The organism is Roseomonas sp. KE2513, assembly GCF_016107305.1.
GTDB lineage: Bacteria > Pseudomonadota > Alphaproteobacteria > Acetobacterales > Acetobacteraceae > Roseomonas.
In genome coordinates, this window is the sequence record NZ_RCVR01000039.1 from 1 (window position 1) to 22,713 (window position 22,713).

The window sequence follows — 22,713 nt, forward strand, 5'->3', positions numbered from 1 at the left end:
TTCAGGAGAAGTCCCCATCGCCTCACCAACACCCCTTCAGGCCCGGCCGCGGCCGAGTTCCCTCGGCGCGCTTCGCGCACTCGTGCCGATCATCACCGCCGAGGCGGCCGAGGTCGATCATGACGGCGCCTTTCCCGCGGGGTCGGTGGCTGCACTCCGCGAGGCGGGGCTCCTCGCCGCGCCGCTGGCCACACGGCTGGGCGGCCAGGGCTGGGGCCTGGAACCCGACGCCTCCCACGATACCGCGACGGCACTGCGGCTGATCGGTCGCGCGAACCTTCCTCTCGGGCGGCTCTTCGAAGGGCACGTCAACGCGCTCCGCCTCGTCCAGCGGCGCGGCTCCCCGGCCGCGCTGCGCCTTGCCGCCGAGGAAGCCCATGCCGGGCTCCTCTTCGGGGTCTGGAATACAGAGGCGCCCGGCGAGGCGTCGCTGATCCTGAACAAGGATGGCGCACTTCAAGGACGCAAAATCTTTTGTTCCGGCGCCGGTCACGTCGCCCGCGCCCTCGTCACGGCCCGCAACGCCTCAGATCTCGCTGCGCCTCCCATTATGGTCCTCGCGCCACTCGGGCCGGAAGAGCGGGCAGACCTCTCACCTTGGTCAGCGCAGGGCATGCGCGCCTCGGCCACGGGCACGGTGGACTTCACCGGCCTGGTCCCAGGCGAGGCACGCCTGATCGGAGATCGCCCGCCGCCGGCGAGGCTGGGGCCGACCTCTGGCGCAACAACCCGACTAAGCGCATCTGGGGCGAGCCGGAGGACAAGGATCGGTCGCCGAGGTGACCGCCATTACCGCCGGGCGTGACGGGCGGAGTTACACGAAGGCACAGGCGGCGTAGCACCTTGAGGGCGGCCTCGTGCCCAATCCCGACGCGGTGGGCCGCTGCTCAAGTGCCTGAAAGCGGACCTCTGACTCCTCAGCCCGCTTGACCATGGCGGGCAGGGAGCAGGCCAGCGCCCCCTCCCATCCGCATGGTTTCACGCCGCTGCCCGGAGCGCCTCCGCCTTGAGACCCTCCCAACGCGCTGTCTCCTCGTCCGTCATGCCTGGCGCCGAGATGCAGCCAAAGGCAGCAGCGTCCGCCGCTGTCCGCGCCGTGGCATCGCCGCGCCGGTCCGGCCCGACCAGACGGAAGGAGGCGGGCGAGAGGGGACCAAAGAGCAGCGCGCGGCGCAGTTCTGGCCAGCGGTCCGGCTCCGGCTCCACGCCCGCGTTCCGCGCGAAGAGCAGGGCCATGGCGTGCATCGGTACGGCCTGAGGCCCATCACGGCGTGCCCGGCACGCGGCGAGGCCGGCCGCCATTGCCGCGGCGACCGGCGCCGCGACCGACCCTGACCAAGTATAGGCCAGCCAGCGCGCCTGCAGCTCTAGCACCGGGAAGAACGGGCCGACCTGATCGAAAAGGCCGAGGAAGGCAAGACCCTCGAGTTCCGGGTGGAAGGTGTGGTCGTGCAGGTCGATGTGCTGGTCATCCAGGCCGAGCGCCTGAGCGATCTCCGGTGCGAGGAACGGCAGCGAAAGGCCATAGCCGGTGCCGAGCAGGAGCGCGTCCGCCGTCTCCGAGCTGCCGTCGGCGAAGCGCAGCTCACGCCCGGCCACATCGGAGATCCAAGGGCGGATGCGGATGCGCCCCTCTGCGACGAGGCAGAGGAAGTGCTGAGACTGGGTCAGGCCTGCCGCGAAGATGTCGGCGTCAGGGGGTGGCGCGCCGACCTGCTCCGGGTTGCCTGCGCTCGATAGCACCAAGTTCCTCAACGCCTCCGCGGCGGCCGCAGGCGGCATGACGGTCCCGGCCAGCGCCCCAAAGCGCGTGAAGGCGACGTGATCGGTGGGCACGCCCGCAGTCAGCTTCTGCAGCACGTAGCGCTGCCGGCGCTGCGTCAGCGTCACCCGCCGCGCCCCGAAAAGCGCCAGTTCCGACGCGATCTCGAGTGCGCTGATCGAGCAGCCGGCGACGACGACGGAGCGGTCTCGGTAGCCGGCAGGCCCAGCGTAGTCGAAGCTGTGCAGCACGCCGCCGTCACCGGCAAAGCTGCCGAGCCCGGGAATGGCGGGCAGCAACGGCGCGTTGTAGCGGCCCGTGGCGACCACGACGCGCTCAAAGACCTCGGCGCGTTCCTCCCGGCCGCGCCGAGACCGCAGGGCCCATCCCCGCCCCCCTGGCGCGCGCGCGAGGTGCTCGACACTGGTCCCGAACCGGATGCGCGGCAGGAGGCCGGCCTGGGCGGCGTAGCGGCGCAGGTACTCCAGCACCTCCTCCTGCGCCGGGAAAACTGGCGTGCCCGGCAGGTGATCCAGGTCAGCGAAGGCCGTCAGAACGCGGCTCGTGTTAGTGCGCATACCCGGCCAAACGCCGCTCATCGGCGAGGCCGCGTTCCACTGGCCGCCGAGATCTTCCGCGGCCTCGAACAGCACGGGCGCGAAGCCCTGGCGCGCCAGCCAGGCACCGGCCGCGAGGCCCGCAGGGCCGGCGCCGATGACCGCGACCTCGCGCGGTGCCATGACAATGAAATCCCGCTCGTTCATCTCGGCCCTCCTCAGCCGTGGTGATCTGCCGGATTCCTAGCCGCGGCTGCCGCCGGACCGCTTCCTAAGTCTTTCCTAAACGCGCCTTGCGCTTCCTAAGACTTTCCTATCTGCCTTAGCCTCCGTACCATGCGGTCCACCCTGAGCGGCCTGATCGACACGGATCTGGCCACCTTCCTTGAGTCACCGGTCATGATCATTCTCGGCACGGGCGAGGAGGGCATGCCTGAGATCGGACGTGGGCTTGGCGCCGCAGTCCAGGAGGACGGCACGGCGCTGCAGGTGATCGTCTCCGCCTGGCAGTGGCCCGGGACGGTGGCGAACGCGCGCATGAACGGGCGGATCGCGGCCACCTTCGCCCGGCCCGCCGATTATGTGACATACCAGGTGAAAGGACGCGTGGACCTCGTCGCGCCGCCGACGCCCGCGCTCCGGGCCTGCGCAATGCGCTACGCCACGCGGATCTCGGCGGCACTGGCGGAGCTCGGACTGGCGCCGGAGCGCACGGCACCCTGGCGTTCCGATCGCGATCTCGTCGCGCTCCGCATCCGGCCCGAGCAGGTCTTCGTACAGACACCCGGTCCCCGGGCCGGCAGCCTCGTCGCGGAGCGCCGCGGATGACGCTCTCTCTCGCTGCACTCGACGCGTGCTTCGAGGGCGTGGTGCCCTCCATCCTTTGCACCCTCGCCGCGGACGGCACCCCGAACGTCTCCTACCTCTCCCATGTCACACGGCTGGGCGAGGCGCAGGTCGCGCTCTCCAACCAGTTCTTCTCGAAAACGGCGGCGAACCTGCGCGCGAATGCCCGGGCCGCGCTGCTGGTGGTCGATCCGACAGACAGCGCGCAATACCGGCTGGACATCCTCTATCGCAGCAGCCTTCAGGACGGTCCGACCTTCGGGCGCATGGCCGCGGATCTGCGCGCGACAAGCGCGCAGCTCGGCATGGACAGCGTGATGCGGCTGCGCGCCGCGGCCGTCTTCGATGTTCTGAGCGTGCAGCACGTGCGTGGCGGTCGCGCCGAGGCGGCGCCGGGCCGCACCCCAGGCCAGGCCCTGGCGCGCGCGCTCGCCGTCACCGGGGCGCTCACGCGCGCGACGGAGCTGGCCGGCGTCGTGGATGCCGTGCTGGACGCACTGGCGGCGGCCTTCGGGCATGAGGCGAGTCTCGTGCTGCTGCATGACCCCGGACGGGGCTGCCTTCTCGCGCTCGGCAGCCGTGGCTATGGGACGAGCGGGATCGGCGCCGAGGTGCCGCTCGGAGAGGGGCTGATCGGCCTTGCCGCGCAAGAGTGCCGCGTCCTGCGCGTGGGCGATGCGAGCCGCCTACGCCGCTACGGTGCCGCCATCAGGGCCAGCTCGGAGCACGAGGCACGAACGCGGTCCGTCGCCCTGCCGCACCTGCCGGCGGCCATGAGTCAGGTTGCGGTGCCGATGGAGGTGCAGGGACATCTGCGGGGCGTGCTGTTCCTCGAGAGCACCCGGCGCATGGCCTTTGATGCCGAGGACGCGATCGCGCTCTCCCTGGTAGCGCGGCAACTCGGGATGGCGATCGCCCTCGCCGAGGCCGAGGCCGCGGAAGCTTCGGTCGCCAGCCCAAAGGATGCGGCGCCCCGCGCGACGGAGCGCCGCATCGGGGTGGTGCACCACGCGCAGGACGACAGCGTGTTCATCGAACGCGCATACCTGGTGAAGGGGGTGCCCGGCCGTTTGCTGATGTGGATGCTCGATGCCTACCGTGTGGAGGGCCGGGTGGATTTCACGAACCGTGAGATCCGCGCCGATGCCGCGCTGCGCCTGCCGGAGCTAAAGGACAACCTGGAGACAAGGCTCCTCCTGCTTCAGCGGCGGCTGGAGGAGAAGCAGGCGCCGATCCGTCTTCTGCGCCCGGGGGGCGGCCGCATCCAACTGGAGGTGCAGGGGCATCTGGCCGTCAGCTCAAAGGCCTCGTCGGGCTGATAGGAGACGCGGGCAGAACACCGAGGCAGTCCCTGACCGCGTGCCCGCTGACCACTCCCACGCGGCGGAGTAGCTCGCGGCCAGCAGCGAAGGTCCACGCCCATCCTGTCTGCTCCGGCGGCTGCCGCGCCGCTATCGGCCAGACCTCTCCATCGGCTCGGCGCTCAAGGCGGACGGAGGAAGCAGCTTCTGGACGGCTGAGAAGTGAATCGTGCGACCGGAACGGGCAGGACAGTGAGGGCCCACCTCGCAGCAGGTCGGATCGGCGGCCACCTGATCGCTCGAAGCCAGCCTCGTGGTCTAACCGGCCTGATTGCTGCATCGCGGATGATCCCGGCATAGCGCGCCGTCTCCGAACCGACGAAGTCACGAAAGGATGCCGGATTTTTCGGCATGGTACTGCCGCCCAGTCGCGCAAGCTCCTCCCGGCCCCCATCGTCAGAGAGCCTCTCGTTCACCGCCGCATTCAGGCGCGCCACCGTCTCTTCCAGTGTGCCCCGCGGAGCGCCCAAGCCGAACCAGGAGCCGCCCTCATAGCCAGCAGCACCTCGGCCACGTCAGGGTTTCCGGCAAGACCCCGGCTCGTGCCGGACCCATCGTGGCGAGTGGGATCAGCCGTCCGGCCCGGACATGCGGCATCGAGGAGGGCGCGGGATCGAACATCACCTGCACGCGTCCTTCCAACAGAGCGGCGAGCGCCTGTGCCGATCTCAGGTATAGGGCCAGGGCAAGCCACCCCCGGCCGTGTGCGAGAGCAGCTCGATCGCGACGTGCTGGGGTGTTCCGGTGCCCGTATACGGATCAGCTCCAGCACCGACCGCACTGGCAAGGAGGGGTGCACCTCTCCTCCGCCCCACGCTCCATTGGGACACCCCGCAAGCGGACGGTATCCGCGGATGGGGTGCACGATAGCGGCAGAGACGGTGGATGCCGCTGGTCCTGGCCGGGATGGTCGAATGTCGCGGCAGCGCAAACGGGACGCGGTGCTGCGGCTGCTCCGGGGCGAGGACCTGGGGACGGTCTCGCGGGCGCTAGGTGTCACGGCGGCGATCCTGAGCGGCTGGCGAGGCGAGCCTGGCCACGCGACCTGCTGATGGCGAGGCGCTGGAGAGCGAACGTCTCAAGGCCAGGCTGGGCGAGATGCTGCTAGAGCGCGAGTTGCTGGAGGCCAAGGTCGCGGCGCTCGAGGGCGGCCGCCCTTTGGTCCGGCGGAGGTCACGGCCATGAGCCTGACCTGCTCGCCCGGCAGCGGCAGGGCCTATGGCCTGGCGCGAGGATGCCGGGTCTGGCGGGCAGCCCGTGCCACGGTCTACCGCCATCGCCTGCCACCCCGAACGGAGCCGCCCAGGCAGCCGGGGCCGGTCGGGTCCATGCCGGATCCGGAGTTGGTCGAGACGATCCGGCCTGTCCTCGCGGCCAGCCCCTTCCACGGCGAGGGTCACCGCAAGGTCTGGGCAAGGCTGCGCAAGCACGACCTGCTCGCCCCCTCTCGGGTCGCAGCCCCTGAGGCTCGCGCAACCACGACGGCACCATCATCCCTGACACGGTGGACGCCATGTGGGGCACGGACATGACCAGCACCTGGACGGCTGAGGGCCAGGCGGCGGTATTCGTCGCCGTCGACCACCACAGCGCCGGGTGCGTCGGCCTGCATGCCGCCCGGCGCGGCACCCGCTTTGAGGCGCTGGAACCCTTCAGGCAGGCCTGCGCCAGCACTTCGACGGCTTCGCCAAGGACATCGCGGAGTACATGTCGGACGCCTTCCAGGGCGAGCTGACGTTCCTCGGCATAGAGAGTTCGCCCGTCTTCGTGCGAGGGGTAGAGCGGCTTTGTCAGCATGGCCGCGTCCTGGGAGCACCGGCAGAGGATGCCAAGGCAAGAGACCGTGGCCACCATCGACTAGTCTGACTCACCGGACCCCTCCTGGCGGCCGGAGCGGTGCCACATCGACTGGCTGCGGAGCACGCTGGCGGTGAGCGGGCCTTGCGAGGAGGTGGCGCGGTTCCGGGCCGTGGCCGCAGGCTCGGGCCAGAGGAGGGGGAGAGCCGGGCCTGGCTCGCCGGGCACTGGGGCGTGACCCGTCTGCTCCGGCATGTCGAGGAGCTGCCCGGCAAGCTGGATGGGCGCAGGAAGAAGATGGCCGATTTCAGAGTGGGCTTCTGGTCGGCCGACTGGTCGCTCTGGCAGGCGCTGCTGCGGCTGCGACGGAGCTGGCCCGAGCTCCTCTTTGTGCTCGTGCCTGACTACGCGCCCGGCGGGATGGAAGGGCAGGGTGGGACAGCCGCGGAGGCGAGCCCTGGCGAGAAGACTGATCCCTCCTCGGTGAGTCGGGCCCGGCCACGTCGTGGCTGAGGCGCTCGCCCTGGACGGGGACGTCGGCGGAGAGGAGCAGGGGAGGGACGATCTCGAGATCGGCCAGAGCAACGCCCCCCCGCACCTTCGGGTAGAGGGCTACGAAGGGCCGCTCGACTTCCTGCTGGAGTGGTGCGCCGCCAGTGGGTAGACCTCGGCCCGCTCTCCATCCTGACGCTCACCGACCAGCTGGTGAGCGCCATAGAGAACAGCGGCAGGGCGCTCGGCTGGAGCGGCGGGCGGACTGGCTGATCATGGCAAGTCAGCTCCTGCTGCTCAAGGCGCAGCTGCTGGCGCCGGTCGGCACGGGGACCTCCAAGGAGGCAAACGAGGAGGCGAGGCGTCTTCTTGAGCAGCTGGACGCGCTTGCCCGTGCACGGGCCGGCGCCGAGTGGCTCGCCGCACCGCCGCACCGCCGCACCGCCGCACCGCCGCGCCGCCGCAGCTCGGGAGAGAGGTGTTTGCGGGAGGGCAGGGTGACCAGCCAGCCCCACGACCCCAAGCAGAGCTGTACGTGGCCTTCCTCGGGGCAACCCTCGCGATGCTGGAGAGGCGGGAAGGGCAGGGGGCGGACTCGCCACCTAGCTACTGCCCCACCCGACCTCTGGCGCATCTCCGATGCTTGGCAGCGCATCAAGGAACTCCTTCATCAGAGCCCCACGAGCCTTCCCCTCGAGCGCTGCTCTCCGCCAATCCCTTCAGACAGCCCCATTCAACAGCTCTAGGCTCGGGCGGCCATAGCCAGCACCCTTGTATCCGGGCTGGAACTTTCCCATAGCGGAGTGCTCGACATCCATTAGAGAGAGCCGTGAGGTCCTGTAAGCATGGCGGCCTGTTCGGCATAGCGCGAGGTCCACCACGGCGATCTCCGAGGATGGGGCGAGATGCTGTATCTTGTTGGCAGCAAGGGAGGAACGAAGAACCATGCATGTCGGCCGCCGCAGCGCTTTGTCTCTTCTACTCGCCGCCCCCACCATCGTTCGGGCGCAGGAGGCTTGGCCTTCGCGGCCGGTGACCATGGTGACGGGATACGCGCCAGGAGGACTGACGGACGTCATCACGCGGCTGATCGCTGCGCGCATGTCGCGGGAGTTGGGCCAGCCTCTCGTCGTTGAGAACCGGGTTGGCGGCGCAACCTCCGTGGCCGCCACGGCTGTCGCGCGTGCTGCACCGGATGGCTACGTCACGCTGATGGGCGCTTCTTCCCTGGCGATCAACCCCGCCCTGCAGCCGAGCCTGACGCCGCGTGAGCCCCTGAAGGAGCTCTTACCAGTTGGAATGGCCTATCGTAGCGCCTTCGTGTTGCACGTCCATCCCGCGGTGCCGGCGCAGACGACGGCAGAGTTCATCGCCTATGCGAAGGCAAACCCGGGCAAAGTAAACTTCGGCAGCTCTGGTACCGGGGCAGTCAACCACCTCTGCCTTGAGCTGTTCCGCAGGCGCGCAGGTATCGATGTGGTGCACATACCTTACCGCGGGGGCGCGCCCGCCCTGATCGACCTCCAGGCCGGGCGCATACAGGCGATGTTCCAGGCGGCGCTGGAGGCAATTCCTGCGATCCGCGACGGCAGGACACGACCGCTCGCCGTCTCCTCCGCCGCTCGCCTCGCGCTCCTGCCCGATGTGCCGCCGGTCGCCGACACTTTGTCGGGGTTCGACGCGGTATTCTGGCAAGGCCTCTTCGTGCCGCTCGGGACACCTGAACCGGTCGTCGCGCGGCTTGGAGATGCCCTTCATGTCGCAACCGAGGACCCCAATCTGCGCGCTGCAATGGCAGCGCAGGGCGTCGCTACCGAAACGGGCGACGCGGCCGCGCTGCACCGCCTGCTGGTCGAGGACACGGAGGTCTGGGGCAAGTTGATCCGTGAGGCTGATATCAAACCGGATTAGAGGCTCGACCTTCTTCCAACTTGGGTCTTCGCTCCTGGGACATCGCTAGACCATGGTGTGGGGAGCAGGCGTTAATCCGGAATAGGATAGAACTGGAACCAAGCGTCCCGATGTACGACGCAGAGACTGCATCAGCCGTTTAATGTGAGAAGGGACCAGTGCCACCGAATCTGCGGCAGCTGTCTCGGGACACTAGCCTCAATTCTGCAGCTGCTTCGACCCTACATCGCGGCGCCTAACCACACGACTTGAGCCCGCGGGCGGAGCTTCCTGAGGTGCCCCAGCCACGCAGGCAGGCAAGTCGGCCTGCCGCGTGGGCAGTAACGAACCCGGCACGTCTCCAGGTTGATGAAGCTTTGTGTGCCGTGAATGGGCACGCTGCAGGGCAGCTGGGCGAGCAACCAGGCTAGCGCCACCTGCGGCGGCGCCGCGCCTTCGGCATTGGCCACGCGCTTTGATAGATCGACGAACGCTCGGTTCTTCGCCATAGCCTGTCCTCGGCTACATCTGTAGCTATCAGGCCAGATCTGACGCCTGTTCAAACCGTGTGTCCGTTTCAGCGCCGATCATGCCGACCCTGGTCATGGCTTCAAAGGGCGATATGCCGGCGAATGGTGCGATCTGATCGGCCTTCTCGACCGCATCGAAGAACGTCTGGTGCGCGGCCGGGGCGATGCTCAGGAGGCGGACGAGTTCCGGGCCATCGTTGTAGAAGCTGTGCGCCACTTCCGGTGATGCGATCACCGTTTGGCCGACTGAGCAGCTGAACGTCTGGCCAGCATGATCACGGAAACGCAGGGTGCCAGCCAGGACGTAGAATACCTCGGTGTAGCTGTGGCGGTGCGGCGGCACCCCTTCGCCCGGCGATAGCGTCTGCTCGAAGAAGCAGAAGTTGCCACCGGTCTCCTCGGCTCTGGCCTTCCAGACGAGGTGAGCGCCGGCGATGTCGAACGTACGGCCGGTCGCCCGTACGAGCAGGGCGTCTTCGGATTGCTCTTCCATATCTTCCTCGCGGTAGGAGCGCGAGCTCAGCTGAAGCAGCTGAGTTCACGTATGTCGGCGGCCAGCCTCGTGCCGGCCACTCTAGGGAATTAAGCGATCGATCGTACGGCGCCGCTATCAACGCGCAGGGGGCTCCCGGCGGTCGCCGACGGCTGCCGCAAGCAAATCTGGACGACCATGTTGACGATCTCCCCGGTGATCGAAAAGCGCTCCAGCAGCGAGGTCGCACAGTTCTGCTCCAGGAGGTCGGTCTTCAGCTGCTCAATAGTCTGCCCGGGCTGCCGCGTCATGCTCGTAAGAATGTCGCCGGATCCTGCTCGAGAATGCTGGGCTGATGGGACCGAGTGATGCCTAGTGACCTCGGTCGCACGATACTTCGCGCTTGGTGACGTAGCAGAATGCTGGATAGCGGGTCATGGCAGACCCGTTTCCGCGGCAGGGCCCCGGCGTACAACCGGAGTAAACTCACGCTGCGAAAGCGCCCACCTGGCAATCTCGTCCTTCCTGGCGAACCAGACTCCGTCGTGGCTCTTTGCATACTCGAAGAAGCGGTCGAGGGCACGAATTCGATTGGCGTGGCCACTGAGCCGGTCGTGCATGCCGATCACCATCATCCGACGCCTGGTCGAAGCCTCCGCGTAGAGTTGGTCGAACTCATCGCGCAGCGCCTGCTCGTGGGCAGACGGATCATAGCTTTGGAAAGGATACACCATGTCGTTCATATGGAGTGTATAAGGTACCATGGCGAAATCACGGCCGCGCACCGAGATGATGAAGGGCTCGTCACGGCTTGGCTCGTCGATGCTGTATAGGAACCCGAGTTCCTGCAGCGTCTCGGTGATATGGATCGAGTTGCGCATGAAGTAAGCGTTCCAACCGACTGGTTGTACGCCGGTGATCCGCCCGATGGTTTCAACCGATTCCTTGATGAACGCCTTCTCCTGTTCGCGCGGCAGATCATAGGAGGTCGACCAGGTCGTACCATGCGCGCCAGGCTCATGGCCGCGGCGGACGAGTTCCTGCGCCAGCTCAGGGTGCTTTTTAATGGCCTCACTGATCATGAAAGAGGTGACTTTGATGCCGTGCTTATCGAACAAGTCGAGCGCGCGGGGGATGCCCTCGTTCACGCCGTAGTCGAAAAAGGCGTTCGTCGGCTGATCGGGAAAGCCGGGCTTGATCGGTTCCGGCAGCGCGCCGCCTGCGCCCGAGATCGGCTGCCCGCCGCCCTCAAACATCAAGGAGATGCTGATCGCCAGACGTGCGCCGTTGGGCCAGAAGGAACCTGACTTATCGGAAGCCAACGCCACGCGTTCTGCTTCTGCCCCCACTCCTGACGCCACGGCGGGAGCTGCCGTCGCGAGTGCACCTGTCGCTGCAAGATCGGCGAACGCCTGACGCGTCAACTCGATTTTCTCCATGTCGAACATACTGATGCTTCCTTGCCCATCTGATCTGGTACGCCGTCGTCAGCGACCTCAGGCACGCTCGGCGTTCTCGTGATCATCAAAAGGTAAGCGCCGGAGCAAAGGTGAGAAGCGGTGCCCATAGCACGACAGTCGTTCCCGCAAGTCTGCAATCTGATCGCCGCCTTCCGCCATGTTAGGCACCGTCGTCCCCGCGAGGACAACTGTCACATTGCGCGCGCTTCATCTCGGCAATATTTCGGATACGAAGTCGATGAAAGCTCGTACCTTGGGTGAAAGCTGCCTGGCCGACGGAAACAGGACGGAGATGGGCGGCCCATCGACAGCATAGTCCTTCAGCACCTGGACCAGTGCGCCCGACGTCAGATGCGGCTCAGCCATGTAAGTGTGAAGCTGGACTAGGCCGACTCCAGCCAGCCCAGCCTCGACCACGGCGTCATTGTTATTGAAGGTCATCGTTCCGGCCACCGGCCGCTGAAAGGCCTTGCCGCTCTCTGCACTGCGGAACCACCAGGATACGACACAATCGCCACCTGGCGGCAAACGTTGGATGCAATTGAACCGGTCCAAGTCTTCGAGGCTATGCGGCGCTCCATGAGCGGCGATGTAGGCGGGCGTAGCACAGACGATATAGCGCACGGTGCCGACCCGCCTAATCATCATCCTTTCATCGCGCGGAAAACCGATGCGCACGACGGCATCAAGCCCAGCGACGATAGGGTCGGTCAACGTATCAGCGAATGTAGCCGTGATCCGCAGTTGCGGATAGCGCGCCGTCAGTCGGCTCAGCTCAGGCACAATCTTCAGACGCCCAAGCGCAGTCGGCATTTCGATCCTTAGTAAGCCGCTAGGCTTGGCGGCACGCTCGCGCATCTCACGTTCAGCCTGTTCCAGGTCAGCCAAAATCGTGCTGCACCGCGCTAGGAATGTTTTGCCGTCCTCAGTCAGCGCGAGCGAGCGGGTCGTTCGCTGGAAAAGGCGCACGCCCAGTCGATCTTCCAGCCGTAAGACGCTCTTGCTGACAGCTGATGGCGAAATCCGCAACGCCCGACCAGCCGCGGCGAAGCTGCCCTGCTCGGCGACCTTCACAAAGGCGGCGATGCTGCCCAACCGGTCTAATCCCATGCCTTATCCAAACCTTTCAACATCAGATTGGCGAATTTCGGGAACGAAAGCGAGGACATTGGCGCGACTTATGTGGACCGCTGCGATCGCTCATCTGCTGCCCATCAGCATCAAGCATAGGAATCGGTCCCATGAACATCGACCTGACCGGTAAGCGCGCCGTTGTCAGTGGTTCCACCGCCGGCATCGGTCTCGCCATCGCTGCCGGCTTGGCTCGCGCCGGCGCAGAAGTTGTCGTGAACGGTCGCAATGACGAGCGCGTCCAGAGCGCCATCGCGGCAATCCGCAAGGTTGCTCCCGCAGCGATCCTGTCTGGCATCGCATCCGACCTGAGTACGGCCGAAGGCGCTGCCAAGCTCGCCGCCGAAGCCAGCGAGGCCGACATCCTCGTCAACAGCGTGGGCGCCACGTTATTCAAGTCATTTGACGATCTCAGTGATGAGGACTGGCTGTTCATGTACCAGCTCAACGTTCTGAGTGGCGTACGGCTAACGAAACATTATCTTCCGGGCATGATCGAGCGCGGCTGGGGAAGGATCGTCTTCATCAGCAGCGAATCCGCGCTGAACCCCCCGAAGGAAATGATTGATTACGGGATGACCAAGGCTGCCGTGCTCGCGGTCTCGCGCGGTCTCGCGCGGTGTCGCCGAACTGGCGGCGAAGACCGGCGTCACCGTCAACGCCGTCCTGCCAGGCCCGACGCGCTCGGAAGGGTTCGGCGCCATGCTGGAGGGCATCGCGCAGCAGACTGGGCAGAGCGTCGAGCAGGTGGAGAAAGGATTCCTTGAACAGAACCGCCCGACGTCGTTGCTCGGCCGCTTCTCAACCACGGAGGAGATCGCCAACATGGTCGTCTATGTCTGCTCGCAGCAGGCCTCCGCGACCAGCGGCACCGCGCTGCGTGTCGATGGTGGCGTGGTCCGCTCGATCGCCTGATTGCGTTGCGGGGCCTGCTCAGAGCTGCCCGGGTACCCGCACATCGCCCAGCAGGCGGGTGTGCAGCACGAGGCTCTCAGCCGCGGCGGGCGCGAGAGGCGGCGCGTGGTGGGCGGCCGGGGCGGGGAAGGGGGCGCGTCGTCGAGCATGCGCCACGCTGGCGCGCCCTTCGCCGTGCCCCCTGTGACCGTGCCGGCCCACCCGTCAACCACGCGGGAACGGTCGTCCGGGTGGACGACGTCGGCCCAAATGGTGCCCAGCCACTCCTCGAACGTTTGGCCGGTGAAGGTGCGCCAACTTGCGGAGTCCTCGCGCGCCAAGCCCTCAGCGTCTGTGGTCCAGACCGTGGCGGCAGTGGCGGCCACCAGCGCCCAGAAGCACTCCTCGCTCCCGCGCACGGCCTGCTCGGCCTTCTTGCGGCTTGTGACATCGAGGACGAACTCGACCACCTCAACCCCGACCCGGCGTGGCGTGAAGAGGCCCCACCAGCGCGAGCCGTTCTTGCGGAGGTATTGCTTCTCGTAGGGCACGGCCTCGCCGAGGGTGGTCACCTGCTCAACCGCCTTCCACAAGGTGGCGTGAAACTATAGCTCGGCCGTCAAGGCGACATGGAGGCTGTGGTGGGCTGGCATCACCGCTAAGTAGCCGGGTGTAACCAGGGTGTTACCCTGCTTTTGCGATACAAGCTACTTCGTTAGAGGCTGCCGATGCCTTGCGCCTCTGCCTTCAGCCTCCGCAGTCGAGACTCTACTGCCCTTGCGGCCCACACGAGGGCAAACGGCTGACCGTCTTGAAGGCCTGGAATTCACTCGATCCGACCTATTGGCGGCCAGAGGCTCATGTCCGCTTTGCGGTTGTCTGATGAGCCACCTAGAGGTTCGGGATGGGCGCTGAGCCGACGGGCGAAGCTGGCCGAAAGTGGAACGGCTGCTTGCGAGCTGCCTCTCGCGAGAAGCTGGCAATAGGGTGCAGCGCCGCGCGGCGAGGTGGAGCGGCGTATCAGAAGTCCGTGTTATAGGACTGCGGTGCTTCTTGCCGGATCACGTGGTGGGTGGCGTCACGCACCGTGACGGGCTTCTCCAGCCGGGTCACAGTGCCGAGCCCGTGCGCACCGCAGCTAAGCCCTCTGCCATACTGACGAAGAGCCCGGTCACGATCGCGCCCGCTCAGGTCCACAGCTTTGCCGCGTCTCGTGATGTTTCCTGGCGCTCGGCCAGGGGCAGGGCGATGTGGCAGCATACCCCGTCTGTCCCGAACATGAGTTGCGTCTCAGCCTTTAGTTGGTACGGAAGAGCCTGCTCGATCAGCTGGCGGCCGAAGCCTTGGTACGACGGTGTTCCCCCGTCCGGCATGGGTACACCCGTCTCGATCCAGTCGAGAAGCAGGCGGCGCCCCTCTCCCTCTCCCTGTAGCCTCCAGGTGATGGAAAGGCGCCCCTCTGGCCGCGAAAGGGCTCCGTGCTTCAGGGCATTGGTTGCCAGCTCGTGCAGAGCGAGTGCCACCGGCTGCACCTTTTCCCCTGGAAGCCCGACCGCCGGACCATCGAGGGACGCGCGTCCGTTTCCGTCGCCGGCGGCTTGCAACTCAGCCTTGATGACGTCGTGCAGTGAGGCGGACCATGAACCGCTCTGGGCGAGGAAGCCTTGCACCCGCCCGATCGCGGCGAGGCGGGCCTCAAATTCCTTGAACGCCTCGCAGTCCGCGAGTGTCCTCGATGCGATCGCCCGCACCACGCCGAGGAGGTTTCGCGTCCGGTGCTGCAACTCGGCGAGCACCACCCGCAGCTGCCCCTCCCTCTCGCGCAACCCGGCCTCGCTCTCGCGCAGCGCGGCCTCGGCTTCGCGTCGCGCCGTGAGATCAGCGGTGACGACCAGAAGACGATCCGGCGTTCCGTGACCACACCGGAGGCGATTGATGCTGCTCTGGGCCCAGACGAGAGTTCCGTCGGGCCGATGATAGCGCTTGTCGAGTGTTGCCGCCGCGTCCGCCTCAAGGCTCCTGGCTACTGCCTGCAGGCTCGGCGCTAAGTCCTCTGGGTGGGTCACGTCGGGTACGCCGAGTTGCAACAACTCCTCCCGCGTTCGGCCCAGTAGGCGGCAAAGTTCCTCGTTTACCCTGAGGAACCGCCCTTCTCGGCTCACCTCCGAGAGGCCGACTGAGGCGCTCTCAAAAACGGCCGTCAACTGCTCCTCACTCTCGCGCAATGCGGCCTCCGCCCGCTTGCGTTCCGTGACGTCGAGGGCGAGCACGTAGAAGCCTTCGACCACATCGCCCGGACCGCGCCGGGGCACGTAATGCTCCTCCGTCCACCCCGCCTTGCCTGTGCCAAAGCGGTCGGGCTCGAGGTCCTCGAAGTGAACCGCCTCACCGGCGAGGGCCCGCTCCATCCAGGGGCGCAGGCGGGCGAAGGCCCGCTCGCCCACGAGCTGTGGGACCGTGCGACCGATGATCTCCTCGCGTGCCACCCCGAAGAAACGCGCAAAGCCCTCGTTCACCCAGGCGTAGCGGAGGTCCCGGTCGTGGTAGCCTATAAGCGCGGGGACGTTATCCGCGACCTCCCGCAGCGCCGCCTTGGCCGGCAACGCCGCGGGAACGATCACAAACACCCCGGCCGTCCTTCCGTCCGCTCTCCGGACGGGGCTGACCGAGATGGGATGAACGGCAGAACAGGGCACCTCGCTGGCGTAGACATGCCGCACGATTGGGCCGAGCTGGTCCCATAGCTCGCCTCTTATCGTTGCCAACGACCGGCCAAGGGCGTCCGCCTCGCCCGCGAGAAGGGGCACCAAGGCGTCGTTGTAGAGGATGGTGAGGTCCGGACCCCAAGTAAGGACGGCAGGTTGAGTGGTCTCGAGCACAAGGGCCGCCGTGGTCCGCAGCTCGGCAGGCCAGCTCTCGACCACGCCGAGCGAGGTGGCTCCCCAGTCGTGCATGCGGACGCGCCGGGCCATGGCGCTGTTGCTCTGAAGCCATGCGGCCGCGGCTGGAGGGGGATCGGCCATGGCCTACTTTAACGCGGTCGGAGCGGCAGCGTGGACAAAGTTTTGCGCCAGCACCCGCCCACTGAGCGCCCCGCCCGGTTGCTGCTTGGCTTGCCAGATGACTGTCGAGGTCCGGACCGCCATGCCCTCTTCCGGGATGCAGGTCGCCGCCCTAAACGACCGCCATGAGCGCAAACCAGAAGGCAACGGTTTGGGCGAAAGCGGAACGGCCGCTGTGGAGCGCGTGTCGCATGATCCCGGACATCCTCCGTCGCTCTGTCAACGACCGGTAAGAGGCGACGTCGCGCGGCCGATGGGCCGGCCGGCGCCATCGTTCATGCCGCGGTTGCGTTATGATGCCGCATGTCCCAGCCCGACCCACTCCCCGCGACCTGGCCGACCGGCGAAGGTGAGATGGCCCGCCGGGTCCGCACGCACGACTGGGCTGCGACCCCGCTCGGCCCTGCCGCGGCCTGGCCCGAGGCGCTCCGCGCGCTCGTGGACCTCACCCCCGCGAACGGCTCTCCCGCCGTCGTCCTCTGGGGCGAGAACCTGATCCAGATCTACAACGACGGCTACCGCGACCTGATGGGAGGCAAGCACCCCGCCGGCCTCGGTCAGCCCACGCGCGAGTGCTGGCCCGAGGTCTGGCACATCAACGCCCCGATCTACGATCGGGTCCACGAGGGCGAGATCCTCACCTTCGAGGACGCGCTCTACCCCATCACCCGCTCCGGCACCCTCAAGGACGCTTGATTCACGCTCTCCTACACCCCGCTCCGCGACCGGGATGGAGGCATCACCGGCATTCTCGTGACCGTCTTCGAAACCACCGGCCGCGTTCTCGCCCACCGAGAGCGCGAGGCGGTCGCCGCCGCCCTGCGGGAGAGCGAGGAGCGGCACCGTGCCCTCGTCACCGCGAGCTCCTACGCGACCTACAGCATGAGCCCGGATTGGACGGAGCTGCGGCGCCTCGACGGGCGCGGCTTCCTCACCGACACCGAGCGGCCGACCGGATCCTGGCCGGACACCTACATCCCTCCGGAAGACCGACCGGGGGGGTGGGCGGCCATCGCCGACGCCATCCGGAACAAGTCCGTCTTCGACCTCGAGCACCGCGTCCGCCGTGCGGACAGCACCCTTGGCTGGACACATTCCCGCGCTGTCCCGCTTCTGGAGGCGGACGGGACCGTCCGCGAATGGTTCGGGGCCGCGACCCACGTCACGGAACGCAAGCGGACGGAGGCGGCCCTGCGCGAGCCCCGTTGGCAGCAGACCCAAACCCAACAGGCTGCTAGGCGCCTCCCTTTCGAGTGCCGCAACTCACCCCATTTCCCGGCGTTCGCCCGGCTGGCCTGACGTGGAGGCGTCCCATCCGAGCCGTCCCGTTCCTTCTCCTCCTGCTCGCCGGCTGCGATGACGCGCAGCCGGCGGCGCTGCGCGTTGCGGGCGGCGACCCGGCGCGCGGGCGTGAGGTGGCCCAGGCGAGCGGATGTGGGGCGTGCCACGTGATTCCCGGTATACGTGGCGCGCAGTCCTGGGCAGGGCCGCCTCTGATGGAGTGGGCACGGCGCGGCTACTTGGCCGGGCATTTGCCAAACCGGCCTGAAACCCTCGTCGCCTGGCTGCGCGACCCTCAGGCCTTATCCCCCGGCACGGCGATGCCGAATCTCGGCCTGACAGAAGCGCAGGCGCGCGATACGGCTGCTTTTCTCTTCACTCTGGGAGTGACCCGCCTGCCGCCTGTGCCGGCCGGAATGCCGTTGGGCCCGGACGGAGCCGGCCCACGCGGGGAACCGCGGATCCGTCCACGGGCCTGAGACCAGACCCCGCTTCCACCGAGTGCGGAGGTGGCATCACCTGCCATCGAGGCAATGCGACACAGCAGAAGTCACAAGCAGATAGGGTGAGCGCAGGCGGGGCGGCGTGGCTCTAGCGGCAGGCTGGCAGCACCAAGGCTGGCACCGCCTCGAACAGCACTGCGAAACCTGCCACGATGCAAGCCGCGGCACCGAACCAGCGGGTGAAGTCCGGCTCCGCCTCTCCGGCTTCGGAGGCTCCACGCCGTCCCACCCGAGTGCCATGCCAGGACCGACGGAATAGAAGCGCCAGCACTACCAGCGCGAGGCACGTAGCGCCCATCACCAGCACCGCCACCCAAGGCAGGCCGAGCAGGCTGCTGGTTGCCATGTCGCGCTCGCAGGCATGGGCATGCACCGCGTAGACTGTGCCGAAATGTCCTGCCCAGACCACGAAACCTGCCGAAGGCAGCATCACCGCCCGTACGATAGAAGCGGCCGGCATCACAGCAGCCGTGGAAAGCCGTGCAGCAGCACCAGCCCCACCCCTCCCTGCCCGGCAGCGTAGAGCCAGAATAGCATCGTGTTGTCGAAGGTCAGCCGCCGCGTCCCGTCGATCATGCCCGCCCAGGACCGAACCTGGGTGTAGAGCGCCATCAGGGCCGCGACGGCGGTGATCACCCCCTGCCAGAACAGGATCGCCCAGGAGATGGCGGCATGGGCGTGGCTCTCCGGCCGCAACCCTGCTTCACGTAACGCCGTGAAGTCGGCGCCGAAGGCCGTCAGCAGAAGCAGCAGCGCGAGCGGCATCGTCCAGAAAGGCAGTCGGCCGGACCGCCGTAGCAGGCGGCCCGCCAGCGGCAATACCGCGCCGGCAAGGAGGTAGAGAAGGAAGGCAGCGAACCCCCATTCGATGCGCGGGAGACCGACCCCGGCGGGCGGCCACATCCCGTCTCCGTTAACTAGCCAGAGGAACAGGTAGCTGCCGATGAGGCAGGCGTAGCAAGACCCCATCACCAGCATCAGCACGTTCATCGCCCACCAGGAGGTGGAGAGCGGGCCAGTGACGTAGGTGGGCAGGACGATCCCGCCGCCAATGTCGCCGCGTCCGCAACCGATCGGCCCGAGATCCGTCCCCATCCAGAGCCAGCGCAGGAAGCCGCCCAGTGCCAGCACGGCGAATGCGGCCGCAGGTACCAGCCACTCCACCGTCAGGACCAGGAAAAAGCCCGCCGTGCCGATGGCGGCGACGAGATGCGCCCAGGACGGTCCAGGCAGGACAGCAACATATTGCGGCGTGCCCTCGGCGGGGCTCACCACCAGCCCCTCGCGCAGCCCGGTGATTGTGCCGGGCAGGTAATGCCTGCCCGCTGCCACCTCCTCGGCCAGGCCCGGATGGCGCCAGAGCGGATAGCGGCCGTCCACGGCGGGGATGCTGCGCGGGCCGTAATCCTCGTTAGGCAGCCATTCCAACGTGCCGGCATTCCAAGCATTGCCGCTGCTGTCCGTGGTCCGGAAATTCCGCACGAGGTCCACGAACAGCACGACGCCGCCCGCCAGCACGACCAGCGCCCCGATCGTCGAGATCATGTTCCAGATCTCGAGTCCGATCCCCGCCGGATAGGTGTAGATGCGCCGGGGCATGCCGAGGAAACCCGACATGTGCATAGGGAAGAAGGTCAGGTTCACGCCGAGGAAGGTGAGCCAGAACACCCATCGCCCCAGCCGCTCCGACAGCGGCGTACCGATGCAGGGCGCCCAGTAGTAGAGCGCGGCGAGCACAGGGAACACCATCCCGCCGATCAGCACGTAATGCAGGTGCGCGACGATGAAATAGGTATCGTGCGCCTGCCAGTCGAAAGGCGTGACGGAGACCATCACCCCTGTCAGTCCGCCCAGCGTAAAGATGAACAGGAAGCCGAGCACGAAGAGCGTCGGCGTCGCGATCCGCACGCGCTGTCCGGAGGCGAAGGTGGCAATCCAGGCAAACACCTGCACGCCCGAGGGAACGGAGACCGCGAAGCCCGCCGAGGCGAAGAAAGCCAGGCTCAGCCCCGGAATCCCCGTGGCGTACATGTGGTGAACCCAGAGCCCGAAGGAGAGGAAGGCTGTTCCCACCAAAGCCAGCACGACCAACGAATGCCCGACCAGCGGCGCGCGCGCCATCGTCGGCACGATCATCGAGACCATCCCGGCCGCCGGCAGGAAGATGATGTAAACCTCGGGATGCCCGAAGAACCAGAACAGGTGCTGCCAAAGCATCGGGTCGCCGCCGCGCTCCGGGAGGAAGAAGGGCCAGTTGAACGCCCTCTCCATCTCCAGCAGAGTGGAAGCGATGATGACGGCGGGGAAGGCGAACACCACCATCCCCGCGAAGACCAGCATCGCCCAGGCGAAGATCGGCATCCGCCCCAGCGTCATCCCCGGGGCGCGGCAGCGCAGGATGCCAACGATCAGCTCGATCGCGCCGGCGATGGCCGAGATCTCGATGAAGCCGATGCCCAGCAGGTACATGTCGGTGTTCACGCCGGGCGAATAGGCCTTACCCGTCAGCGGCGGGTACATGAACCACCCGCCATCCGGCGCCGCACCGAAGAACAGCGAAGCGAAGAAGGCGGTGCCGCCGATCAGATAGATCCAGTAGGCATAGGCGCCCAGCCGTGGCGTCGGCATCTCCCGCGCGCCAAGCATCGCCGGCAGCAGCGTGATCCCCACCGCTTCCACCACGGGCACGGCGAAGAGAAACATCATCACCACGCCATGGGTGGTGAAAACCTGGTTGTAGGTATCGGGACTGAGAATGGTGAGGCCGGGAAAGGCGAGCTGCAGCCGGATCACCACGCCCAGCAGACCGGCCAGTAGAAGGAACATCAAGGCGGTGCCGAGGAAGAGCGGGCCGATGAGGTTGTTGTTAATCTCGGTGACCACGCGGAAGCCGCGGGGAAAGGCCCAGGCATGCTGCAGCCGCCCCAGTTCCTCAGGCGGGCGCGGCAGCGAATTCGGCAGGCCGCTCAACGCAGCGATCCCAGCCAGGAGGCAAGAGCAAGCAGGTCGGAACCCTCCAGGGCTCGGGCATAGGCGGGCATGGCGTTCCCAGGCTTGATGTCCTGCGGCGCCGCGATCCAACCCGCCAGGTTTCCATGGGTGTTCGGAAGCGCCCCGGCGGCAAGTGTGGCGCGAGACCCCACCCGCGACAGGTCGGGCGCGATGCGCGCGGCCCAGGAAGTACCGCGCACGGCGTGGCAGGCGCCGCAGCCGGCCTCGCCGAACACCTGCATGCCGCGCCGGTGCTCCTCCGTCTCCGGCTCGGGCACCGGGGCGCGCTGGCGGGCGACCCAGGCGTCGAACTCCTGCGGTTCCTGCACGACGACATCGAAGGCCATCAGGCTGTGCTGCTGCCCGCAGAATTCGGTGCACTGCCCGCGCAGCGTGCCGAGCCGGTCCGCGCGCAGGCGCTGGCGGTTCACCCGTCCGGGGATCATGTCCAGCTTGCCGTGCAGGTTCGGCACCCAGACGCTGTGGATCACGTCACCCGAGGTGAGGTTCAGCTCCACCTCGCGCCCCAGCGGCAGGTGCAGTGCATTGGCCGTCACCGCGCCCTCCCCGAGATCGGGGTAGCGCACCTCCCACCAGTATTGCCGCCCGATGATCTCGATCCGCAGCGGCGCGTCCGACATCGGCTGCGTCAGTGCGCGGGAGACGCCGAGCGAGTAGCCCAGCAGCGCCGTCAGCACCGTGGCGGGAAACACAATCCCCATGCCGATGAGGAAGCGCTGGGAGCCCATCAGCGCCCGCATCCGCGCCGGCGCCAGAATCGCCAGCGCGAGCGCGGCCATGGTGATGAGGAACACGACGGCCCCACCCCAGAACAGCACATGCGTCAGCGTCGCGATCCGGTCCGCCTGGATGCCCCAGGGATCGAGCGGAGTCTGCGCGCCCGAGCACCCAGCCAGGGCGCCCAGAGCGAGAAACAGTGCGATCGGCCTCACGCGGGGCGATGATCCGGTGTGCCGCGCAGCGCGCGAGACAGGGCAAGCAGCGCGAGCGCCGCGAAGGCCACCCCGCCCGGCACCCACATCAGCAGCCCGCCGAGCTGCTGATCCTCCAGCGGCGTCAGCCCCCAGGGCAGGGTGGTCAATGCGTGCGGCATGAAAAGCGGCCGCGGCGCGATCGTCAGGAGGGCGCCCAGCGCTCCCATCTGCGCCGCCGTCGCCAGCCCCGAGAGCAGCGCGGCATCGGCCCGCTCCACCCCCAAGACGCCCCGCCACAGCCACACGGCCGTGCCTAGCAGCGAGAGATGCATGGCCCACCAGGCGGCATCGGAAACGAAGGTCAGCGCATAAGGCCCGGGCAGGTGCCACAGCCACATCATGATGGCGAAGGCCGCAGCCGAGAGCGCCATCCTGCCCGCCGAGGCCGCCTGCGCACGGAACGCCACTGCCAGAAGCGGCGCCGCCACCAGCGCCACCAGCAGGTGCTGCCCCACCCGCGCCGAGAACAGCGCCACTGCTAGGCCGCAGAGCGGCGAGACCAGCACTGCCGCGAGCACGCCCCATCCCGTCAGGAAAGCCCGGCGATCCGCCGCCCACCGTCCAGGCACCAGCCCGGCCAGAAGGGCAGCCAGCAGCAGCGGGTCGAGGCTCCAGGCCAGTTCGCCCGGCCGTGGCGGCAGGCCGCAGAAGGGCATCAGCTCCGTTCCGGTCACGCGCGCCCCTCCCTC

At 67.4% G+C, this 22,713-nt stretch carries 20 protein-coding genes and 2 pseudogenes; 12 read left to right on the forward strand and 10 right to left on the reverse strand.

Annotation, left to right across the window (positions count from 1 at the left end; all coding sequences use genetic code 11):
* Window positions 1–805, forward strand: a pseudogene (locus D9599_RS24815) (hypothetical protein); the annotation flags it as partial.
* A 173-nt stretch (window positions 806–978) separates the two neighbouring features.
* Here D9599_RS24815 and D9599_RS24820 read toward each other — a convergent pair.
* Window positions 979–2,526 (reverse strand): NAD(P)/FAD-dependent oxidoreductase, encoded by a 1,548-nt coding sequence (locus D9599_RS24820; RefSeq protein ID WP_198383988.1) that lies wholly within the window; start codon window positions 2,524–2,526, stop codon window positions 979–981.
* Window positions 2,527–2,655: 129 nt separating this feature from the next.
* On the opposite strand from D9599_RS24820, the gene D9599_RS24825 reads away from it, so the two are divergent.
* From D9599_RS24825 to D9599_RS24860, 6 genes and pseudogenes are all read left to right on the forward strand, one after another.
* Entirely contained in the window at window positions 2,656–3,147 is a 492-nt protein-coding gene (locus D9599_RS24825; protein ID WP_198383989.1) for a hypothetical protein, read from the forward strand.
* A complete protein-coding gene (locus tag D9599_RS24830; protein WP_198383990.1) occupies window positions 3,144–4,484 on the forward strand; it encodes a GAF domain-containing protein in 1,341 nt (446 codons plus the stop codon). The genes D9599_RS24825 and D9599_RS24830 overlap by 4 nt, the downstream gene beginning before the upstream one ends.
* Window positions 4,485–5,380: 896 nt before the next feature.
* A pseudogene (locus D9599_RS24845) lies at window positions 5,381–6,308 on the forward strand (IS3 family transposase); the annotation flags it as partial.
* 249 nt (window positions 6,309–6,557) lie between these two features.
* Window positions 6,558–6,836: a hypothetical protein gene (locus tag D9599_RS24850; protein WP_198383993.1), complete on the forward strand. Its 279-nt coding sequence runs from the start codon at window positions 6,558–6,560 to the stop codon at window positions 6,834–6,836.
* The gene (locus tag D9599_RS24855; protein WP_198383994.1) at window positions 6,829–6,987 is read left to right on the forward strand and encodes a hypothetical protein; all 159 of its coding nucleotides are present in this window, start codon (window positions 6,829–6,831) and stop codon (window positions 6,985–6,987) included. Before D9599_RS24850 ends, D9599_RS24855 begins: the two co-directional genes overlap by 8 nt.
* 773 nt (window positions 6,988–7,760) lie before the next feature.
* Window positions 7,761–8,726: a tripartite tricarboxylate transporter substrate binding protein gene (locus D9599_RS24860; RefSeq protein WP_198383995.1), complete on the forward strand. Its 966-nt coding sequence runs from the start codon at window positions 7,761–7,763 to the stop codon at window positions 8,724–8,726.
* A gap of 516 nt (window positions 8,727–9,242) precedes the next feature.
* Here the strand turns inward: D9599_RS24860 and D9599_RS24865 are convergent.
* The 3 genes from D9599_RS24865 to D9599_RS24880 all read right to left on the reverse strand — a co-directional run bounded on the left by D9599_RS24865 (window position 9,243) and on the right by D9599_RS24880 (window position 12,262).
* Window positions 9,243–9,728, reverse strand: coding sequence for a cupin domain-containing protein (locus D9599_RS24865; RefSeq protein ID WP_198383996.1), 486 nt, complete (start codon window positions 9,726–9,728; stop codon window positions 9,243–9,245).
* A 413-nt stretch (window positions 9,729–10,141) separates the two neighbouring features.
* Window positions 10,142–11,155, reverse strand: coding sequence for a polysaccharide deacetylase family protein (locus tag D9599_RS24875; RefSeq protein ID WP_198383998.1), 1,014 nt, complete (start codon window positions 11,153–11,155; stop codon window positions 10,142–10,144).
* 219 nt (window positions 11,156–11,374) lie between these two features.
* Entirely contained in the window at window positions 11,375–12,262 is an 888-nt protein-coding gene (locus D9599_RS24880) for a LysR family transcriptional regulator (protein WP_198383999.1), read from the reverse strand.
* Between the two features lie 146 nt (window positions 12,263–12,408).
* Here D9599_RS24880 and D9599_RS24885 point away from each other — a divergent pair, with 146 nt between their 5' ends.
* Both D9599_RS24885 and D9599_RS32035 read left to right on the forward strand, forming a co-directional pair.
* Entirely contained in the window at window positions 12,409–13,065 is a 657-nt protein-coding gene (locus tag D9599_RS24885; RefSeq protein ID WP_255531659.1) for an SDR family NAD(P)-dependent oxidoreductase, read from the forward strand.
* Window positions 12,965–13,213: an SDR family oxidoreductase gene (locus D9599_RS32035; RefSeq protein WP_255531660.1), complete on the forward strand. Its 249-nt coding sequence runs from the start codon at window positions 12,965–12,967 to the stop codon at window positions 13,211–13,213. Before D9599_RS24885 ends, D9599_RS32035 begins: the two co-directional genes overlap by 101 nt.
* Here the strand turns inward: D9599_RS32035 and D9599_RS24890 are convergent.
* Window positions 13,132–13,764 (reverse strand): hypothetical protein, encoded by a 633-nt coding sequence (locus D9599_RS24890; protein ID WP_198384000.1) that lies wholly within the window; start codon window positions 13,762–13,764, stop codon window positions 13,132–13,134. The genes D9599_RS32035 and D9599_RS24890 overlap by 82 nt on opposite strands.
* A 615-nt stretch (window positions 13,765–14,379) precedes the next feature.
* The gene (locus D9599_RS24895; protein ID WP_198384001.1) at window positions 14,380–16,164 is read right to left on the reverse strand and encodes a sensor histidine kinase; all 1,785 of its coding nucleotides are present in this window, start codon (window positions 16,162–16,164) and stop codon (window positions 14,380–14,382) included.
* A 393-nt stretch (window positions 16,165–16,557) separates the two neighbouring features.
* Between D9599_RS24895 and D9599_RS24900 the strand changes: the two genes are divergently transcribed.
* The 3 genes from D9599_RS24900 to D9599_RS32505 are packed head-to-tail and all read left to right on the forward strand — an operon-like array spanning window position 16,558 to window position 18,014.
* On the forward strand, window positions 16,558–16,950 hold the full coding sequence (locus tag D9599_RS24900; protein ID WP_198384002.1) for a hypothetical protein: 393 nt from the start codon (window positions 16,558–16,560) through the stop codon (window positions 16,948–16,950).
* A 57-nt stretch (window positions 16,951–17,007) separates the two neighbouring features.
* Entirely contained in the window at window positions 17,008–17,553 is a 546-nt protein-coding gene (locus tag D9599_RS24905; protein ID WP_198384003.1) for a PAS domain-containing protein, read from the forward strand.
* Window positions 17,508–18,014, forward strand: a complete 507-nt coding sequence (locus tag D9599_RS32505) for a c-type cytochrome (protein ID WP_375373071.1) — start codon at window positions 17,508–17,510, stop codon at window positions 18,012–18,014. Before D9599_RS24905 ends, D9599_RS32505 begins: the two co-directional genes overlap by 46 nt.
* A gap of 112 nt (window positions 18,015–18,126) precedes the next feature.
* Here D9599_RS32505 and D9599_RS24915 read toward each other — a convergent pair whose 3' ends face one another.
* From D9599_RS24915 to D9599_RS24930, 4 genes are read right to left on the reverse strand one after another with little or no spacing between them, the layout of a single operon-like run.
* Window positions 18,127–18,498: a hypothetical protein gene (locus D9599_RS24915; protein WP_198384005.1), complete on the reverse strand. Its 372-nt coding sequence runs from the start codon at window positions 18,496–18,498 to the stop codon at window positions 18,127–18,129.
* Complete coding sequence (locus tag D9599_RS24920) at window positions 18,498–21,008, reverse strand: cbb3-type cytochrome c oxidase subunit I (protein ID WP_232480875.1); 2,511 nt, start codon at window positions 21,006–21,008, stop codon at window positions 18,498–18,500. The genes D9599_RS24915 and D9599_RS24920 overlap by 1 nt, the downstream gene beginning before the upstream one ends.
* Window positions 21,005–21,982, reverse strand: coding sequence for a cytochrome c oxidase subunit II (gene coxB / locus D9599_RS24925; RefSeq protein ID WP_198384006.1), 978 nt, complete (start codon window positions 21,980–21,982; stop codon window positions 21,005–21,007). Before coxB ends, D9599_RS24920 begins: the two co-directional genes overlap by 4 nt.
* A complete protein-coding gene (locus D9599_RS24930; RefSeq protein ID WP_309228708.1) occupies window positions 21,979–22,698 on the reverse strand; it encodes a cytochrome c oxidase assembly protein in 720 nt (239 codons plus the stop codon). Before D9599_RS24930 ends, coxB begins: the two co-directional genes overlap by 4 nt.
* Window positions 22,699–22,713 lie beyond the last annotated feature (15 nt).

Bases quoted from the DNA above. Each gene is read 5' to 3' on its own strand.
- D9599_RS24865 (WP_198383996.1), bottom strand. From the start codon at position 9,728: ATGGAAGAGCAATCCGAAGACGCCCTGCTCGTACGGGCGACCGGCCGT.
- D9599_RS24825 (WP_198383989.1), top strand. From the start codon at position 2,656: ATGCGGTCCACCCTGAGCGGCCTGATCGACACGGATCTGGCCACCTTC.
- D9599_RS24915 (WP_198384005.1), bottom strand. From the start codon at position 18,498: ATGCCGGCCGCTTCTATCGTACGGGCGGTGATGCTGCCTTCGGCAGGT.
- D9599_RS24885 (WP_255531659.1), top strand. From the start codon at position 12,409: ATGAACATCGACCTGACCGGTAAGCGCGCCGTTGTCAGTGGTTCCACC.
- D9599_RS24830 (WP_198383990.1), top strand. From the start codon at position 3,144: ATGACGCTCTCTCTCGCTGCACTCGACGCGTGCTTCGAGGGCGTGGTG.
- D9599_RS24875 (WP_198383998.1), bottom strand. From the start codon at position 11,155: ATGTTCGACATGGAGAAAATCGAGTTGACGCGTCAGGCGTTCGCCGAT.
- D9599_RS24895 (WP_198384001.1), bottom strand. From the start codon at position 16,164: ATGGCCCGGCGCGTCCGCATGCACGACTGGGGAGCCACCTCGCTCGGC.
- D9599_RS24860 (WP_198383995.1), top strand. From the start codon at position 7,761: ATGCATGTCGGCCGCCGCAGCGCTTTGTCTCTTCTACTCGCCGCCCCC.
- D9599_RS24820 (WP_198383988.1), bottom strand. From the start codon at position 2,526: ATGAACGAGCGGGATTTCATTGTCATGGCACCGCGCGAGGTCGCGGTC.
- D9599_RS24900 (WP_198384002.1), top strand. From the start codon at position 16,558: ATGTCCCAGCCCGACCCACTCCCCGCGACCTGGCCGACCGGCGAAGGT.